Source organism: Mesorhizobium sp. B2-7-1, from assembly GCF_006440735.1.
Classification (GTDB): domain Bacteria; phylum Pseudomonadota; class Alphaproteobacteria; order Rhizobiales; family Rhizobiaceae; genus Mesorhizobium.
Map to the genome: position 1 here is coordinate 44,025 of NZ_VFUA01000019.1, position 17,700 is coordinate 61,724.

The window sequence follows — 17,700 nt, forward strand, 5'->3', positions numbered from 1 at the left end:
ATCATGCTCTACCGGCCTGTCACGCGATCGAGGAGCCGTGCGATCCATGGCGTGGTGATCGGCTCGAACAGCGGGTTGATGTCGGGCACGAGGACGATCTTGTGGCGCGGAAACTCGTCGATGACGGAGAGACGTCCCCGATAGGCCAGCCACCACACGATGAACACGCCGACAAACCAGAAGAGGACCTGCCAGATCAGGAGCGACGGCACTCCCGGCGCCACGACGGTCCCGGCAAAAACCGGCTCGCTGAAAAAGCTGTTGCCAAGGATCGCGCCGGGCCCGAGCGCAAGGAACGCCCATAGCAGCGTCAGGGACCATTTTGCCGTTGTGGCCGCCTGGCCTCCGTTGCGCGCCCGCTGGCCCTCCGCGAAAGCGTCGTGGAGGCGATCCCGGCGATCCCGCTCGGAGCCGGCGCGGGTAAACAGGCTGACAAGCAGGCAGGCCGCGAAATTGGTCGCCAGTCCCCATCCCGCGGAATGAACCGTCAACGGCCAGCGGCCCCATGGCAGGTCGACGAACAACCGCTCGAACAGCACCAGCCCGAAGCTCTCGGTGAACATGACGCAAAGGCTGCCGACGATCAAACCGGCGAGCACGCCGCTGCGGCTGATCCAACGCACCCAGCACAGGCCGAGCACCGCCGGCAGCAACTGCATGGACAGGCTGAGCGTGAGGGACGAGAAGATCGTCGCGCTGAGTGGCGCAAAGCTCGCAACGGCGGCAACGGCTCCATAGACAAGAGCCAAGGTCACGCGCGCGGCAAAACGGCTCGCGCGCCCGTCCATGCCCGGAATGACATAGCGAGACGTCAGCTCGATGGTGCACACCGATGCACCCGATCCGGCAAAGAATGCCACGGCGATCTGGCCCGACGCGACAAGAAGGACAGTAAAGCCCACCGCCACCATCGGATCGAGCGTCGCCAGACGGGCGGTAAAGGCCGTCAACGAACCGGCGGCCGAAATCTCGGCGGCCAGGACCGGCCCGACCAGCATCAGGGCGCCGGCCGCGAGACCGGCGATCATCCAGACCTGGCCGAACGCGAAACCGCGCCGCGGCGCGCTCGTAACGCCCAGGAAACTGAAGCCGGGGCTGATCGCGATGCCCCCCAGGGACAGCGCGAAGGTCAGTCCCGCGAATGTGGTCCACAAGCCGCCGGCCGGCAGTTCCTTGCCAATGCCGGCGCTGAACTGGATCACGCCTGGAATCTTGTCCGGGAGCACGCCGCCGGTTGTGCCGATACCGGTGGCGGCAAAAGCCAGCTTGTCGATCGCAAAGCCCATGAACCCACCGAAAAAGACGATGAGGGCCAGGATCAGCAGGGACTGGGCGGCGACGAAGTAGGCGATCGCGCGCCAGCCGCCGATCACGCTGCAGAGAAACAGCGCGAATGCGATCGACCAGATCGCCAGACCGGACGGGATGTCGTTGGCGGTCGCGGCGCTTACCAACGCGCCCGCCTGGGACAGGCACATGGCCGCGAAGGGGATACTGAAAAGGAACAGCACGAACAGCATGTAGATGCGCAGGGTCGTGCTTCCGAAATAATCGCCGAGCAGGTCGCCGAGGGTGCGCAGCGAGGTCAGCCGGGCCGCGAGCCAGATCCGCTTCTGCGTGATGGCGGCGGCCAGGGCCACGCAGATGAGGCCGACGGCGACCTGATTGTACTGCAGGCCGAAAGTGGAGAGCAAACGCAGATGATCGGGAAGGCCGAGGCTGGCCAGTGTGACGCCGGCGCCGGCGAAGATGATCACCCATGGCGGCAAGGCCTGGCCGGCATCGACGAAATCGCCGGGCTCCTGGGCGTGCCTGCTGCTGATGGTCGCGAGATAAAGACCCAGGACCGCGACGATGCCGAGGACGGAAGCCAGCAGCGGGGTCATCGATCGTCTCCCGCCGGGCTGGTTGGATCCCGGTCGCCCGCCCGGAAGTCGCGGATGACGTCGAAGGCGTCAAAGGCCTGCCGCGCTCCGAACCGTGTGATCAGGTAGAAAACGATCACGGCCCCGGTCGCGATAAATCCGATGCTGACCGGCACGAAGTTGCGGGCGGCAAAGGGAGCGCTGACCAGCGACAGGATCACGAACAGCACCAGCGCGAACCCATAGATGACGAGACCGAGCCCCAGTTCGCGGGGCGAGAAGCCCGTCCCGTAGACCACATTGACGATCACATGGGCGACGAAGCCGGCTAGGACGGCCGCGAACCCGGAAAGGACGTAGGGCGCTCCGCCCTGGCCAAATCCGTAGTCGAACAGGATCGCGGCGGGCAAGGCCGCCGCCAGCCAACACGCCATGACCAGGGCGTGGCGGTCCAGCGCTTCGTTTTTGCCGAGCGGGGTCATCGAATGCTCTCGCTAGTTGGACTCGCTGCTCAAGGGCGCGTTCAGTCGTCCTTGTCCTTCGGCGTCTCCGGTCCCTGGAAGTTCCGGAACGACATGCCGCCGGCGCTTCCGAGGTTCTCGATCGGCAGCCCCAGATCCTTCATGAGGCCGTCCACGAAGGCGACCTGGGTGCGATATTTCATGGCGGAATTCACGACGCGGTCCGTCATGTTGCCGCCGCCCGAGCCACCCTCGGCGGTCCCGAGGGTCTCGGACGGGCTGTTGAGTCCGGGCAGGCCGTCGACCTGAAGGATCTTGATCGACTCGATGTTCTCCATCGGCTTGACCGTCTCGCGGATGATGCTCGGCAGGTTCCGGACGAGGTTTTCGTAGATGGCGCTGCGCCTGCTGGCGTCCGAGCGGGTGTTCTCGGACTCGTTGAGCATGCGCTGTCCGGCGGCGTCCTTGGCGTAGCGGACCTCGGCCGCGTTGGACTCGGCGATCTCGGCCAGCGCCCTGAACTCGGTCGCCTCCTTCTCGGCCTTGGCCGAAGCGACGACGCGCTGGGCGTCGCGCTCGACCCTCGACGAGGACTGGATGAGCTCCACCCGCTTGATGCGTTCTGCCACTTCCTCTTCGCGGGCGCTGTTGATCTGCTCTTCCATCTCGACCTGCTTTTTCAAGGCCTCGGCGGCTTCGGTCTTCGCATAGGCCTCCTCGATCGACTTGTTGATGACCGCGATGAGGCGCTCCTTGTCGACGATCTCGACCTCTTTCTGCTGCTCGATCTCGTACTTGTCGACGAACTTGCGCGCCGCGATGCGCAACTCGTCGATCTGGCGGTTGGCGGCGATCGAGGCGTCCTGGATCTCCTGGAACGCCTTGGTCTCGGCAAGCTTGATCTTCTGGTTCTTCTCGATCTCGAGCTGAACGATCTCCTCGTCCACCCTCAGCCGCTCGACATCCACATCGTAGCGTTTCTGGAGGCGAGCCTTTTCCTGATCGGCCTCGGCGAGCTCGCTGCTGATGCGGACCTCTTTCGACTTCGCCACGACCAGCAATTCGATCGCCTTATCGGTCTCGATGCGATGCGCCTCGGTCTCGCGCTGCTTCTCCAACCTGGCCTGGTCGACTTCGGCGGTGGACGTCGTCTCGATGATCGACAGCTCCTGGCGGGAGCGGATTTCCGACTCCTTCACATGCTGCTCGTTCTCGATCCGCTCCGCCTCGACTTCGCGGCGGTTCTGGATCCGCTGCATGTCCAGCTGGCGCCGCGACATGATCTCGGTCATTTCGGTCTCTTGCTGCTTCTTGATCTCCAGCGAGCGCACCTCCGATTGGGTGTTGATCCGTTCGGAGTCGATCAGACGGTCCTTGGCGATGCGGATCCGCTCGGCTTCCTGCTCACTGCGGATCCGGGCGTTCTGAATGCTGATCGTGGAGCTCGACCTTTCGGCCTCGATGTCGGCGAGTTGGGTGGCTTTGCGGATTTCGATCGCCTGCGCCTGCTCGATGCGGGCGTATTCGAGGTCGCGTTCGATCTCCAAAGCTCGCTGCTCGGTTTCGAAATCCTTGAGCTTGATGCCGATCCGCGATTCGTTTTCGATGCGGTTGCGGAGCAGGCGGCGCTCTTCGATCTGCTCGGTCAGCTGTGTCAGACCTTCGGCATCGAAAGCGTTCGAGGGATCGAACACGGAAATGTCGGTCTGGTTGAGGCTCGTCAGGGAGGCGTTCTCCAGCTCGAGGCCGTTCGACCCGAGGGTCGTCGCCGCGAGGGCCGCCACCTCGCTCATGTAGCGGCCGCGGTTGGTGTGGATTTCATCCATCGTCATCGTCGACGCGATGGCCGACATCGCATCGACGAACCGGCCTTGGACGATCTCCTTCAGCGCGGCCGGATTCTGGGTGCGCTCGCCAAGGGTGCGGGCGGCGATCGACACGCCGGCTTCCGTCGGTACCACGCGCACGAAGAACTCGGCGACGATGTCGATGCGCATCTTGTTCCTGGTGATCAGGGACTGCTCGCCGAGCCGGCGGATTTCCACCGGGATCGCGTTCATGTTGACACGCGTGATGTCGTGGACGATCGGGATGATCAGCGCGCCGCCGCCCATCACCACCCGCTCGCCGCCGAGGCCGGTGCGCACGAAGGACTGGTCCTTGGACGAGTGCCTGTACAGCCAATGCAGCAGATAGACACCGATCGCGATGATGATCGTTACGAGAATAACGACTGCAATCACATCTGAGCCATTCATGAGAATATCCTCCACTTAACCGCGTGCGCCGGGCGTGCCGGCGCGAAGATTGACAGCCCTCAGAAACGCTCCTCGCCGGCGACGGCGAGGACGATCATCGAGACGGCGATGAGATTGACAAGGTCGGCAACGGTATAGAGCACGATGACGGGCGCCACGTGGCCGGTGCCGATGACGACGTCCACGAAATGCAGGATCGGGTAGATCGCCCAGCCGATCGTCATGATCAGCCTGATCCAAAAATAACCGAGCCGGATCGGCCGCGTCGACTTGCCGACGGCGTCGGCCATGGCGCCGAAATACGACTCGCCGAGGATATAAAGCCAGAAAGCGATCGACAGCAGCACGCCAAGGGTCGGGTTGAAGATCCGCGCGTCGCCCAGGTAGCGGGAGAGGACCATCAGGATTGCCGCCGCCAATGTCCGCCAGAACACTCCGACAGGCACTTTCCCGGCGATGCGTGCGAAGAAAAACAGCGATGCGACCTGCATCGGCTGGACGACGAACCAGGCGACGTATCGGGAGGCGGCGCTGAGCTGCTGGCCCGCCAGCCAGATGTTGGAGGCGGCATAATATTCAAGACCCGACGCCAGCAAGGCAACGCCCGAAAGCGCCAGCGGGATGCGCCACCGCTCGGAGGTCCATGTCAGGCCCAGCATCGCCAGGGCGGCTGTGGCGAACGTGGCGAGGGTCGCGACGCTGAGCGCGGTGCTGACCACGGCGCTTGATTGAAAGAGTGTTCCAAACATGGGCTTTCCCTAGACCTGGGCTCTGATGTGAGGGGCGCGGCCGTAGAGCGCGACCATCGGCAGGATCAGAAGACCGAAGATGAATTGTTGCCATTCGTATTTGAGCCCGATGCCGATCAGAAAGGCGCTCAGGACCTGCAGGACGAGAACCCCGATCACGGTGTAGCCATAGCCGCCGTACCCGCCCATCAGCGACGTCCCGCCGATCACGACCGCGGCCAGGGTCGTGAAAAGATACTGGTCGCCGACCCCGATGAAGCCGCCGCCGCTCCAGCCCAAAAGCAGGCATCCGGTCAGGGCGGCTGAAAAGCCGCTGATGGCGTAGGCGATCGTCCAGTATTTGAACTCGGAAACGCCGATCAGCTTGGCCGAGCGGCGGTTCCCGCCCAGAGCGTAAATGTAACGGCCAAAGGCGGAGTAGCGCAGCCCGACGATGACGATGATGGCGATCGCGATCCACAAGAGAATGGTCGGCGGCACCGCGAGGCCGAAAGTGCGGCCGTTCATGGCGGCGAGATTCTGCAGCCACTTGGGAACGGTGCCGAAAACATTGCCGCCGAACGACGATCCGATGCTAGTGAGAATCTGAACGAGCCCGGCGATCGAGAAGCCCATCCCCAATGTCAGGATCAACGCCTGGCCCTGCAGGCGGTAGGACAGGACGCCATTGAGGAAACCTAGTGCGGCGCCGATCGCCAAGACGAAGGCGACCGCCAGCCACGACGGAACACCGAGCCCGATCAGGAACAGAAGCCCGATGTTCGAGGAGCCGATCACGAACGGGATCGACAGGTCCAGGCCGCCGAGCAGCGCCACCAGCGTCTGCCCGACACACGCGATGCCGAGGAAGGCTGCAAACAGCAGTATCGCCTTGATGTTGGCGGCGGAAAGAAACCCGTTGATCGTGAAGGAGCTGATCACGATCAGCGCCAGCAGAACGATCAGGCCGATAAAGGCGCTGCGGCCACGGGCGAAGCGGTTGCTGACCTTGAACGCAAAGACCAGAATCGCTTCCAGCAAAAGGAAGGCGATGAGGTTGCCGAGGGTGCGGAATGACGGGACCGTGGCGGTGATCAGAAGGTACACGATCAGCATCACCGCCATGGTGACGATCAGCACCCTGTTGCCGGACCAGACGCCGCCGACGCCGGCCGGCGCCGCATTGTCCGTTTCCGGGGACGGCGCGCGGGACTCGAAGATGACAGCGACATAATTGATCAGCCAGAACAGCACGGCCGCCAGAACGATCGTGTAGAGGATGACGATCTGGGCGCTGATCCCTTGCCAGAATCCAAGCCCGAAGCTGATCGCGGCAACAACGAAGGTCGCGGCAAGGTTGAACCATACCAGGGCGCGTGATCGCGGAACGAAAAGGCCGCCGCGTCCACCCTCGCCGAACATCTCGCTCATGGCGCGCTCCCCGAGGATTGTCCCGTCGCCAAAGTCCCGGGAACGTGGCTTTGCTCGCCGACGACCACGAACAGCAGCAGGATGAGCGCCGAGACGAAGACATAGATGAAGGCGCCAAGGCGCACCGAAGCGGCCTCGGCCACGATGGCGCGGATCGTGAAGGTCAGCACGGCGAGAACGGCGGCGAAGCCGAAGACGGTCTTCTGCAGCGTCGTCAAATCGGGCAGGACCGAGCCGCTTCCCGACTGCATGACCGGCAGCAGCAGATAGCGGGTCATCACGTCCGCGTCCTGCTTAAAGGCGCCGCCGGCGACCGCCACCACCGCATAGGTATCGCGGGTGCTGACATAGAGCATGATGCCGACGACAACGCAGCCCAGGACCACAAAGGCCGCAAAGGGCGAAATGAAATAGAGGTATCGCCCGATGACCGGCACCAGCAGGGTCAAGAGCAGCGACAGAACCAGGATCAATCCATAGAACAGCTGCGTCACGAAGGCTTGCGTGGCGCCGAAATTGAAGGTGGCCAGGACATAGCCGATCAGAAAGAGGTTGAGCGCTCCAAGCAGCCCGCCCGCCACGCCACCGCGGCCGCCGGACAGGCTGACCCCGCCCAGCACCAGGGCGGTCACCGCCGTCAGCGTCATCGTGGTGCCCTGCGTCGGATCGCCGGACGCGATCAGCGCCGTGTAGCAGATCGCGCCAAGGCCGACGAAAAGCCCGGCGATGACGTGGGCGCCGACCCGCACCACATTGATGCGAACGCCGCTCGTATAGGCCGCGCGCTCATCGTAGCCCATCAGGCGCAGGTTCGCGTAGAACGAGGTCATGGTGAACAGCAGCCAGGCAGCGATGGCCAAGAGCACGATCAACAGGACCGGCGAGAAGATCGTGTTGCCGATGCCCCATGACGCCATCCATTCGGGCGCGGTGCCGCCAGGTCTTGGGAGGATGACGAGATTGATGCCGGTCAGGGCCAGAAAACCGCTGAGCGCGACGATGATCGGCTGGACGCGCACGAAAATGATGATCAGGGCGAAGAAGAGTTGATAGAGAACGCCGATCCCCAGGGCGACCAGGAAGACGCCGAAGGGGCCGGTCACGATGCCAAGGCCGTTGAGCTTGACGATCGTGACATTGATGAAGGCGAGCAATGGTCCGACCGCCAGGTCGACCGTGCCACGCCCCGCCACCGCCAGGGCCATGAGCGAGAATGTCGCCAGGATCAGGGGCGCCGACACGATGATCGCGCTGCCGAACCCCGACAAGGAGACGAGGTTCGGCCCCCTGATGACCGCGGTGCTCAAGAGCAGCGCGATCAGCAGGATCGGGACCAACAGGTAGGTGTTTTGGGAACCCCTGGACTGCGACATCAACTTTGGTCTTCCGTTGCCAGCGCAACCTAGAACTCGATGACCTTTCGGCCTTCACCCGGTCGCTCGCCGCGGCCCGCGGACCTGCTGTCGGACACGCTGCGTCCCGACAGGGCATTGCCGCCCTGGCCGCGGCGTTCAGGGTCCGCGCTGAGGATTTTCTTCAGCACGGGGGTGACGACTTCCTTGAACTTGACTGGATCCTCCGAGGTCGGGAAGTGACCGCCGCCGAAGATGATGCATTCCGAGTTCTTGACCTTCTCGGCGGTGCGCTGGGTCATTTCCGGCGTGCAGGCGAAATCGTACTCGCCGGTCAGGAAGTAGATCGGCACCTTGCCGGAAATCTTCTGGCACTGATCGCGGAAGTCCGAATCGACGCTGTAGAAATACAGGTCGCCCTTGAAAATGCCGGGGCCGCCCTGCGCGTAGTACCACCAAGTCTCCCAGCGGTAGTCGTCAGGCGACTGCGGGGCCATGAGGCCGAACACCGAGGTGGCGACCACTTCGCCGCCATGGATGTGGGGATGATGCAGCGGATCGATCCACCAGCCCGGGGAGTAGTCGCAAGCCTCGAGGGCGATGAAGGCGGAGAATTCGCTCTCATAGCGCAGCGCCAGCGCCAGGCAGATGTTGCCGCCCATCGACTGGCCCATGAGGACGGGCTTGCGCAGGTCGAGCGCGCGGCAGAACGCCACGATGAACTCGCAATAGAACTTGGTGGTGAGCTTGTATTCATCTTCCATCAGGTGGAAGTCCGCCGGCGGGATCGACTTGCCGTGCCAGGGCATGTCGAACGCGATGACGCGGAAATTGCTGCTGATGTCGGGATCGCACAGCTGATGCCGGTACTGGCGGCCGTCGGTGCCGGCGGTGTGCAGGCAGACCATCGGAATGCCCTCGCCATGTTCCTCGTAGTAGGTGCGGTACGTCTTGCCTTCGCACTGGACATAAACGTAACGCCCGACAATGGGATCGTGTGTATTCATGACAACTCTCCTGCGCTGCCGTTAAACTTGTCGCATCAGCGAGAGCATACGCGTCAGCGCCCGCAGATTCTGCCAGAAGGGGAGCGAATTGCCCTCGATGATCAGCTGCTTGTGCAGCGGATGCGCCATCGCCCATATGTCGTTGAACATCGGCGGGGGGATTTCCTGGGCGAATTTCGACCAGGCGCTGCTCGGCGCCTTCAGCCAGAATTCCACGCCCATGTCGTTCGGCGTGAGGCCCTGGGCGATCTTCTGGATCTTGCCGCCCCGAACGTCCACCAGATATTCGGTGTCGTCGAAGCCGAGGACGAACTTGCTCGTAAAAAAGCGTCCGATCACCGGCAGGATGCGGTCATCGTTGACCTTCCTTGCCCATCGTTCGATCCACTCCAGATCAAAGCTGCTCCTGCTTCCATATCTACTCATATGATCCTCCTGATTGGGGAATTCCTGACCCGTTCCTAACCGGGCAATGACTTCTTCGCCGGCCCGTAGACTGCCACGAAAGACGCTGCATCGATGGCCACCGGCATGATCGCGGCCGCAAATGCTCCAAGATCGGCGTCGGCGGGCAACTCGACCTTGTCTACCTTGAGAGCATAGAGGGTGAAGAAGTACCGGTGCGCCCGGTCTGGCGGCCACGGGCCCCCGTAGCCCCTGCCGAACCCCGGGATCTTGAATGTCACGAAATCACTGTTGAACTCGGTCGCCCCCCGCGGCAATCGCGAGCTGCCGCTGGCGCCTTCGGGCAACTGACGGACGTCGGCCGGGATGTCGGCCACCAGCCAATGCGCAAACGAGCGTGGAAAATTGAATGCTTCCGGCAGGTCGGGATCGGTGATGGCGAGGGCAAAACTGCGCGTGCCGTCCGGCGGACCCGACCAGACAAGGCCGGGCGAGAGCCGGTTGTCCTCGGCGAACCGGTCGGGAATGATGCTCCCCGGCGGGATATCATGACAACTCAGCACAAAAGACGGTGTTGCCGCCATGGGGTTCACCTCCTGTTTCAAGAGCTTCACAGGCCTCGGCACCGGCCTACCCTGCTCGAGCGTCGGGCTATGGCTCTGCGGGAGAGCCGCCGGGCTGGCCTGGCCATTCTCGTTTGCGGCCTCGCCAGGCAAACGCGCCGTCGCGCGGCGACCGAACATTGCGTTGAGGATGGCGTGACCCTCGAAGGGCGGCTCGAAATCCGACGATATCGCGCCGTTGCGAAACACATGGACCCGCGTGCACAGGTTCAGGAATTCCTCCAGCTCGCTCGACAGGAAGATCACCGCGTTGCCGCGGGCGGCGAATTCCTTGAGATTGCGATAGAGATCGAGCTTGGCGCCAACGTCGATGCCGCGGGCCGGATCGTTCAGGACCAGAGCCACCGGCTTCTCGGCAAAGGACCGCGCGATCAGCACCTTCTGCTGGTTGCCGCCGGACAGCGACGTGATCAGGTTCTGGGCACTCCCCATTTTGACGGCCAGCTTGCTGGATTCCCACTCGAACACCGGCGTCAGCTTGGTGCGGTTGATGAGGTTGAGGACCCCGCCGGAACGGTATTCGCGGTACACGGGAAGCAGCAAGTTCTCGAAAATACTCAGGTTGGCGAAGATGCCCTCTTTCTTGCGATCGCCGCTGACGTAGCTGATGTTGTTGCGTCGCGCCGAGGCCAGATCCGTGACCTCGCTGGCCTTGCCGTCATTGACAACGACCAGCCGGCCGCCGACCGGAGACTGTATGCCCGCGATGCATCTCACGAAATCCGCCTGCCCCTGCCCGTCCAACCCGGTGATGCCGACGACCTCGCCGGGATAGAGGGTGAAGTCGATGGGGGCTGCATCCGGCCAGATGCGAAAGTCCGTCGCGCGCAGAACCGGGCGGTCGCCGAGCCGCTCCGGCAAGGGCTGATCGCGGCTTGTGCCGCTGCGCTCGGCGCCAGCGATCAGCTCGAGGATCCTGGCTTCGGTGATCTCTTCCCTGGCCAGCTTGCCGACATCGACGCCGTCGCGCAAAACGGTCGCGCGGTCGGCGATGCGCACCAGTTCCGCGATGCGGTGGGTGACGATCAGGATGCTCGCCCCGCGCTGCTTCAGCTGCCGCATCTTGCGGAACAGCCTCTCCGTGGAATCGAAGTCGAGCGCCGCCGACGACTCGTCGAGGATCAGCACCTTGGGATCTGTGAGCAGGGCCCTGGCTATCGTCACCCACTGCTTGATGCTCAGGGGCAACTCGCCGACCAGCCCGGAAAGGTCGATGTCAAAGCCGAGGAGCTCACGCATCAACGCGGCGGCTTTCGTCTCTTTTTCCTCCCGGTTCATGGAAGAGCCGAGAAGGCCGTCGGCGCCCAGGTAGAGGTTGTCCAGAACCGAGCACTCGTCGGCGACGAGCACCTCCTGAAACACATTGGAGATGCCGAGCTGGCGCGCCTCATGCGGGGACGTCGCGGACTTTCCGAGGATCGAAACCTGGCCGCTGTCCGGAATCAGCACGCCGGATATGACCTTCGCCAGCGTGCTCTTGCCCGAGCCGTTGCCGCCAATGATCGCATGAACCTCTCCCGCATAGGCCGTCAGGTTGCAGCCGCCGAGCGCGACGGTTGGCCCGAAAGTCTTCCTGACCGAAGAGAGTTCAACCGTGGGGTACGACATTCATGGGTCCAGTTTGCCGGCGGAGGTCGGCTAGACTTGCATAGAATAAAGGGAAGGCCACCCCGTCGCGGTCGACGGGGTGGCCGAGCCTTGTTGCGGTCAGTTCGCCTTGAACGCCTCGGGATCGGCCGGGCGCAGGAAGAACTGGTCGAGGTAGTCCTTGCTTGCCCAGTTTTCCGCGCCGACATTGTACCAGCCGTCGGAGTCTTCGCTGCAATCGGCCGGGACAGCCTTCTCGAGCTGGTCGTAGGTCATGATTTGCGGCTTGGTCAGGATGGACTGGATTTTCGGGCCCTGGCCTTCAAGCGTGCGCATCATGACGTTCCAGCCGAACTCGAAGTCGTCGCCCGGAGGCCAGGCGTGGATCGCCTGGGAGATGAAGTCCTTGTTGTTGCGCCAGTAGCACAGGGCGCCGATCTCGCCGCCGATCGAGAATGGAACCATGTCGCGGCCGCTCTGCTGCAGCGCGCGCAAGGCACCGAGCTCGGATGCCGACTGGATGATGATGCCGTTGAGATCGCCCGGATTGGTGGCCAGCCATTTCTGGATTTCGGACTGGGCGACCTGATCCGTCCACATGCCGGCGACCTGGCCCACGACCTTGATGTCGGGGTATTTCGCCAGCGCCTTCAGGACGCCGACATTCTGCGAATCCGACGCCGACGCGCCGGGAATGCCTTCGACGATCAGGACATTGCCCTTGCCATTGATCTGCTTGGCCATCCATTCGCCGAGCATGCTGCCGCCCACGACGAAATTCGCCGAAGTGTTCACGGCATAGGGCGAGGTGAGATAGCCGACCGCGGAAAAGACCGGGACGTCGCGCTGGTGGGCATATTCGACCGTCTGGTTCAGCGAGGTCGGGTTGGAGCAGCAGACGATGATCGCGTCGACGCCCTGGTCCACCAGCTGCCGCATCTGCTGGATCTGCGTGGAATCGTTGAGGTTCGACTGGGTGATGATGACATCCTTGACCAGACCGAGCTTCTTCCATTTCGGAATGATCTCTTCCTGCAGCCGCTTCATGACGTCGGCGCGCCATGTGTTGCCGGCATAGGAGCTGGCGTAGCCGATCGTCCACGGCGGCCCTTTCTTCGGCTTCCAGTCCCGGTAGGCGCTTTCCGCGAGCGGCTGCATCGGATCCATCATGTCTTTGTTGTAGAGCTCATCCTGGACGTTCTTGGGCAATTCATCCACACCACCGGCAAAAGCTGGGGTGATGCCGGCGATCGTTGCGACAACGGCAAGCGATCGCAACATGGTTGCGAATATCGTCAATTTTTCCTCCCTTGGCGCCGGGCGTTGGACCGTCGGCACGTTGAGTTCACTGGAACCCAAGGGGGACTATCGGGCAATCGGGGCTTTGGAGGTAATACATTTTTGGAATGCATGATATACGCGCTTGCTATGGGGCCGATGACGCTCCACCCGCGACAGCGGAGCTCAAGCAAAGCGATCTTGCGCCCCCGCCCGGCTGATCGCGCGCGAATGGCGGACAGGCCGCCCTCCGGCCACGCAGTGGGGTCGCATGCGGCGGCCATGGCGTTCCTGCCGCTGATTTTCGAACTTTCCCGTCGCCATTGGACTGGCCGCGAAACCGGCCTTGCCGGCTTCGTCCGTCTATCCGGCGTCAGCGGCAAGATCGGGGGCTGGGGAGGGCTGGCGCGGCTCCCAGACTCCCAGCTTGCGCAGGATGCGCACCTCATCGCGGATGAGGGTCGTCAGCGCGCGTATGACCGTCGTGGTCGGCCGCTGGCTGGATGTCGCCAGAAGCAGCTCCCGCTCGATCGGCGGGTTACGGATGCGCCAGTAGTTGATCCTGCCTTCTGCGACGAGGTTGTGGCAGCTCGAATAGGACAGGATGGTGTAGCCTATCCCGGCTTCGACAAGCCGCAAGGTCGAAGGCATGGCGTCGACCTCGACTTCGATGTTGGGCTCGATGCCGGCGGATCCGAGGATGTGATCCAGAACCACGCGCAGCCCATGCGGCCTTGCCGGCAGGATCATCGGCAAGCGGGACATCACGTCGGCGTCGACCGGACCGGGCCCGAGATTGTGCGGGTCGCTCTTGGCGCCGAGCAGGAACAGCTCGTCGCGCAGAATGGGCTCAGCCAGAAGGTTGTTCATCCTCGGAGCGTTGTACAGGACCGCGACGTCGATCTTGCCCATCACCAGCCATTCGAGCAGATGGCCGCTGAAGCCTTCGATCACCCGCAGGCTCACCTGGGGGAACTGGGCACGGAAATTCTGCACCAAGGGCGCCGTCAGCACGACGCCGACCGATGGCGGCATTCCCAGCACGATCGTGCCGCGCGGGTTCGAGCGCAGCGCCGCCAGTTCCGTCTCGGCGCGCGCGGCCTGCTCGAGCAATGCCACGGCGTAGCTCTGCAGGATCTTGCCGGCTTCCGTAAGCACGATGCCGCGGCCGTTGCGGTAGAGCAGCGCGACGCCGACCTTGTCCTCCAGCGACTTGATCTGCCGGCTGAGCACCGGCTGGCTGATGGAGAGCGCCACCGCCGCGCGCGAGAAACTGCCGAACTCGGCCACGGCGGTGAACAGCTGCAGTTGCTTCAGATCGAACATGTAAATGCGGCCTCTGGCTCGAATGCGGTAACCGCATTGTCGAAGCACGCGGCAAACGCCGGAGTTTGGGACACAAGGCGATGGTTGACAAGTGAGGCCCAACCGGCGCGCTGCAAAGCTGTTATGCGGCGAGCGAAGCTTATGCTGCGCTCCGGAATTGGCTTATTTGCTAGCCCATGGCCCTCTGAACGAGCACGGCCTTCCCGGAGTAAAAACTTTGCAAACTCGAACGCTTGGGTTCGTTGGGCTCGGCCGCATGGGCGCGCCCATGGTAAGACGGCTTGCGGAAGCAGGCCACCACGTCATCGTCCATGATCGCAGGCCGGATGCCGCCGCAGACCTGCCGGGCAATTCGATAAGCGTCGCCGCCACGGCCGCCGCCGTCGCGGACGAGGCCGAGGTGGTGTTCTGCAGCCTGCCGACGCCGCCCATCGTCAAGGACGTGGTGCTCGGCGCCGACGGCCTGACATCGGGTTCGAAGGCCAAGGTGGTGATCGACCTGTCGACGACCGGGCCCAGCATGGCCAAGACCATCGCGGCGGAGTTGGCCGGCCGCGGCATCGCCTGGGTCGACGCACCGGTTTCGGGCGGCATCGCCGGAGCCAGCAACGGCTCGCTCGCGGTGATGGTTTCGTGCAAGAAATCGGTATTCGACGAGATCGAGCCTGTGCTGGCCAATTTCGGCAAGCGGTTCTACTGTGGCGAAAACGCCGGCACGGCGCAGGTCGCCAAGCTCGGCAACAACATGATCGCGGCGGCCGTCATCCTGCTCTCCGCCGAAGCGCTTGCGATGGGTGTGAAGTCCGGACTAGACCCGCGCATCATGTGCGACATCATCAATGCGTCGAGCGGCCGCAACAGCGCCACCCAGGACAAGTTCCCCCGCGCGGTGCTGCCGGGAACGTTCGATTTCGGTTTCGCGACCGCCCTTTCCTACAAGGACGTTCGCATGTGCGTCGACGAGGCGGAAAATCTGGGCGTGCCGATGGTCGCGGGATCGCTGGTGAGGCAGATGCTCGCCGCCACGAATGCCCGTTTCGGACCGGACTCGGACTTCACCTCGATGGTGCGCATCGTCGAAGAATGGGCGGGAATAGAAATCCGCGCCTAGAGCGGCTCGGCGCTTCACGGAGCCGCTGAGCCGCTCTAAGTCTTTGTTTTTATGCAATTCCGGACGGAAAACCGCTCCACACTTTTCCTGGAATTGCTCTAAAAGGGCAGGAACCGCGGAGGACTTGGGATGGCAAGCTTCACGAAGCAATTGGCTGACACCCTGGGCGACCTGCCGTTGGAACTGTTCAGCCCGGCCGCTACCGCCAAGGCCAAGCTTTGCCTGCTCGATTTCCTCGGCTGCGCCTTCGAGGCGTCCGCGCTCGATCCGAGCCAGCAGGCGCTGGCCGCGGTGACGCCGGCGCGCGGCGGCCACATCATCGGCGAAACCCGGCAGGCCACACCAGCAGATGCGGCTTTCGTCAACGCGGTCAAGGGGCATGGACTGGTCCGCGAGGACATGCATGCCGGCTCCGTATGCCATCACGGCGTCGTCGTCTGGCCGCTGCTCCTGGCGCTGGCCGAGACGAAGACGGTTTCGGGGGCGGATCTGCTGCGGGCGGCGATCGTCGCCTACGAGGTCGGCGGCAGGCTCGGCCGGATGCTGATCGACCGGGAGCTTTCGACGCTGTTCAGGCCGACGGGACTGGTGGCTCCGATCGGCGCGGGAAGCGGCGCCGCGCGGCTGCTCGGCCTCGACAAGAAGCAGACCGCGGCAGCGATCGCCTTTGCCGCCAACACGTCTTCCGGCCTGAACCAGTGGCCGCAGAGCGGCGGATCGGACATGTTCTTCCATCCCGGCTTCGCCGCGCGCAATGCATGGATGGCCGTCCAGCTTGCGGCCGCCGGCGCCTATGGCAGTCCGGACGCGCTCGAGGGAAAATCCGGCTATTTCGCCGCCTTCGCGCGCCGGCCGATGCCGGGGCCGGTGCAGCTCTTCCCCGATGGCGAGGCCGATATCCTGGCCGTTTACCACAAGGCGGCGCCCGCCTGTAATTTCGCCCAGACGGCCTGCCAGACCGCGCTGAAGCTCGTCGAGATGATCGGCCCCGGCGCCGCGCCCGTCGAAAGGATCCGTATCCGCGTCCCCGCCGCCGCCGCGGCCTATCCGGGATGCGACAACACCGGACCCTTCGAGCGTTCGCTTCAGGCCAAGATGAGCATTCCCTATGGCGTTGCGGCGGTGTTCGCCAGCGGCCACCTGTCGGAAGACAATTACTGGGACCTGCGGGACAAGGAGACGCTGCGGCTGATCGATGCCTGCGATCTCTCGGCGAGCGAGGAACTGACGGCGCAGTTTCCGGCCAGGCAAGGCGCCAGTATCGATGTCGTCCTCGGCGACGGGCGGCAGCTGTCGATGGGCCTTCAGGACGTCATACCGGCCACCGAAGCCGAAATCCGCGAGCGCTTCCAGTTGGCTGCCGCGCCGATCGTGGGCGACGAGGTGGCACGATCGATCGAGGACTTTGTCGACCGGTTGGACTCCAAGAAGGATGCCGGCCGGCTGATGCCGCTCTGCGCCACCAAGGAAAAGGCGAAGCAGCGAAAAGCCGCTTGAACGCCAAGGCCCGTGGAGGGGTCTGAATGACAGTTCGGCAGAGGACAGCTTTCGTTACCGGCGCGGCGAGCGGCATCGGCCGCGCCATCGCGACAAGCCTCAGGGCCGAGGGCGCGCGCATCGTGCTTGCGGACCGGCAGGCCGACACGCTTCAGGCGTTGGCGAGCCAGTTGGGCGGCGAGGTCTTTCCGCTTCCGCTGGACATTGCCGACGCGTCGGCCGTCGATGCTTGCCTGGAGCAAGTGCCGGCGGAATTCCGCGACATCGACATACTGGTCAACAATGCCGGCCACGATATCGGCGGCCGCATTCGCTTCGACCAGGGATCGCCGGACGATTGGTCCGCGATCATCGAGACCAATCTGATCGGCCTGATGCGCGTGACGCGCGCGATCCTGCCAGGCATGGTCGCGCGGGGCCGCGGCGACATCGTCAATATGAGCTCGATCAGCGCGCTCCGGATCGTGCCCGAGCAGGCGCCCTACTCCGCCAGCAAGGCCGGCGTGCACATGCTGAGCGACATCATCCGCGGCGAGCTCGCGGAGACCCCGCTGCGCGTCATCGAGATCATGCCCGGCCTGACGCGCACCAACATCGTCACGACCCGGCACCGCGGCGACGAGGAAGCGGCGCGGCAATATTTCGAACGCTTCGGCATGGCGCTCGATCCCGAGGATGTGGCGCGCTGCGTGATGTTCGCGCTGAGCCAGCCGCCGCATGTCCAGATCGCGCAGATGTTCGTGCTGCCGACGAACAGATGGTAGGTCCCGA

At 63.8% G+C, this 17,700-nt stretch carries 14 protein-coding genes; 3 read left to right on the forward strand and 11 right to left on the reverse strand.

Annotated features, from left to right (window positions below):
* Positions 1-8: 8 nt before the first annotated feature.
* The 11 genes from FJ471_RS10480 to FJ471_RS10530 all read right to left on the reverse strand — a co-directional run bounded on the left by FJ471_RS10480 (position 9) and on the right by FJ471_RS10530 (position 14,321).
* Positions 9-1,886 carry a hypothetical protein gene (locus tag FJ471_RS10480; protein WP_140803076.1) on the reverse strand — a complete coding sequence of 626 codons (1,878 nt, stop codon included), beginning with the start codon at positions 1,884-1,886 and terminating at the stop codon, positions 9-11.
* Positions 1,883-2,347 carry a hypothetical protein gene (locus FJ471_RS10485; protein WP_140803077.1) on the reverse strand — a complete coding sequence of 155 codons (465 nt, stop codon included), beginning with the start codon at positions 2,345-2,347 and terminating at the stop codon, positions 1,883-1,885. Before FJ471_RS10485 ends, FJ471_RS10480 begins: the two co-directional genes overlap by 4 nt.
* Positions 2,348-2,388: 41 nt before the next feature.
* Entirely contained in the window at positions 2,389-4,584 is a 2,196-nt protein-coding gene (locus tag FJ471_RS10490; protein ID WP_140803078.1) for a flotillin family protein, read from the reverse strand.
* 59 nt (positions 4,585-4,643) lie between these two features.
* Entirely contained in the window at positions 4,644-5,333 is a 690-nt protein-coding gene (locus tag FJ471_RS10495) for a bacteriorhodopsin (protein ID WP_140803079.1), read from the reverse strand.
* Positions 5,334-5,342: 9 nt separating this feature from the next.
* On the reverse strand, positions 5,343-6,743 hold the full coding sequence (locus tag FJ471_RS10500; protein WP_140803080.1) for an ABC transporter permease: 1,401 nt from the start codon (positions 6,741-6,743) through the stop codon (positions 5,343-5,345).
* On the reverse strand, positions 6,740-8,116 hold the full coding sequence (locus FJ471_RS10505; RefSeq protein WP_140803081.1) for an ABC transporter permease: 1,377 nt from the start codon (positions 8,114-8,116) through the stop codon (positions 6,740-6,742). Before FJ471_RS10505 ends, FJ471_RS10500 begins: the two co-directional genes overlap by 4 nt.
* A gap of 29 nt (positions 8,117-8,145) precedes the next feature.
* The gene (locus tag FJ471_RS10510) at positions 8,146-9,102 is read right to left on the reverse strand and encodes an alpha/beta hydrolase (protein ID WP_140803082.1); all 957 of its coding nucleotides are present in this window, start codon (positions 9,100-9,102) and stop codon (positions 8,146-8,148) included.
* Positions 9,103-9,123: 21 nt separating this feature from the next.
* Positions 9,124-9,528, reverse strand: coding sequence for a hypothetical protein (locus FJ471_RS10515; protein WP_073988889.1), 405 nt, complete (start codon positions 9,526-9,528; stop codon positions 9,124-9,126).
* Positions 9,529-9,563: 35 nt separating this feature from the next.
* Positions 9,564-11,738 carry a YbhB/YbcL family Raf kinase inhibitor-like protein gene (locus FJ471_RS10520; protein WP_140803083.1) on the reverse strand — a complete coding sequence of 725 codons (2,175 nt, stop codon included), beginning with the start codon at positions 11,736-11,738 and terminating at the stop codon, positions 9,564-9,566.
* 99 nt (positions 11,739-11,837) lie between these two features.
* Entirely contained in the window at positions 11,838-13,016 is a 1,179-nt protein-coding gene (locus FJ471_RS10525) for an ABC transporter substrate-binding protein (RefSeq protein ID WP_246684681.1), read from the reverse strand.
* Between the two features lie 342 nt (positions 13,017-13,358).
* On the reverse strand, positions 13,359-14,321 hold the full coding sequence (locus tag FJ471_RS10530; protein WP_140803084.1) for a LysR substrate-binding domain-containing protein: 963 nt from the start codon (positions 14,319-14,321) through the stop codon (positions 13,359-13,361).
* Positions 14,322-14,538: 217 nt separating this feature from the next.
* On the opposite strand from FJ471_RS10530, the gene FJ471_RS10535 reads away from it, so the two are divergent.
* The 3 genes from FJ471_RS10535 to FJ471_RS10545 all read left to right on the forward strand — a co-directional run bounded on the left by FJ471_RS10535 (position 14,539) and on the right by FJ471_RS10545 (position 17,693).
* Complete coding sequence (locus FJ471_RS10535; RefSeq protein ID WP_140803085.1) at positions 14,539-15,432, forward strand: NAD(P)-dependent oxidoreductase; 894 nt, start codon at positions 14,539-14,541, stop codon at positions 15,430-15,432.
* A gap of 129 nt (positions 15,433-15,561) precedes the next feature.
* The gene (locus FJ471_RS10540; RefSeq protein ID WP_140803086.1) at positions 15,562-16,929 is read left to right on the forward strand and encodes an MmgE/PrpD family protein; all 1,368 of its coding nucleotides are present in this window, start codon (positions 15,562-15,564) and stop codon (positions 16,927-16,929) included.
* Positions 16,930-16,955: 26 nt separating this feature from the next.
* A complete protein-coding gene (locus FJ471_RS10545; protein ID WP_140803087.1) occupies positions 16,956-17,693 on the forward strand; it encodes an SDR family oxidoreductase in 738 nt (245 codons plus the stop codon).
* Positions 17,694-17,700 lie beyond the last annotated feature (7 nt).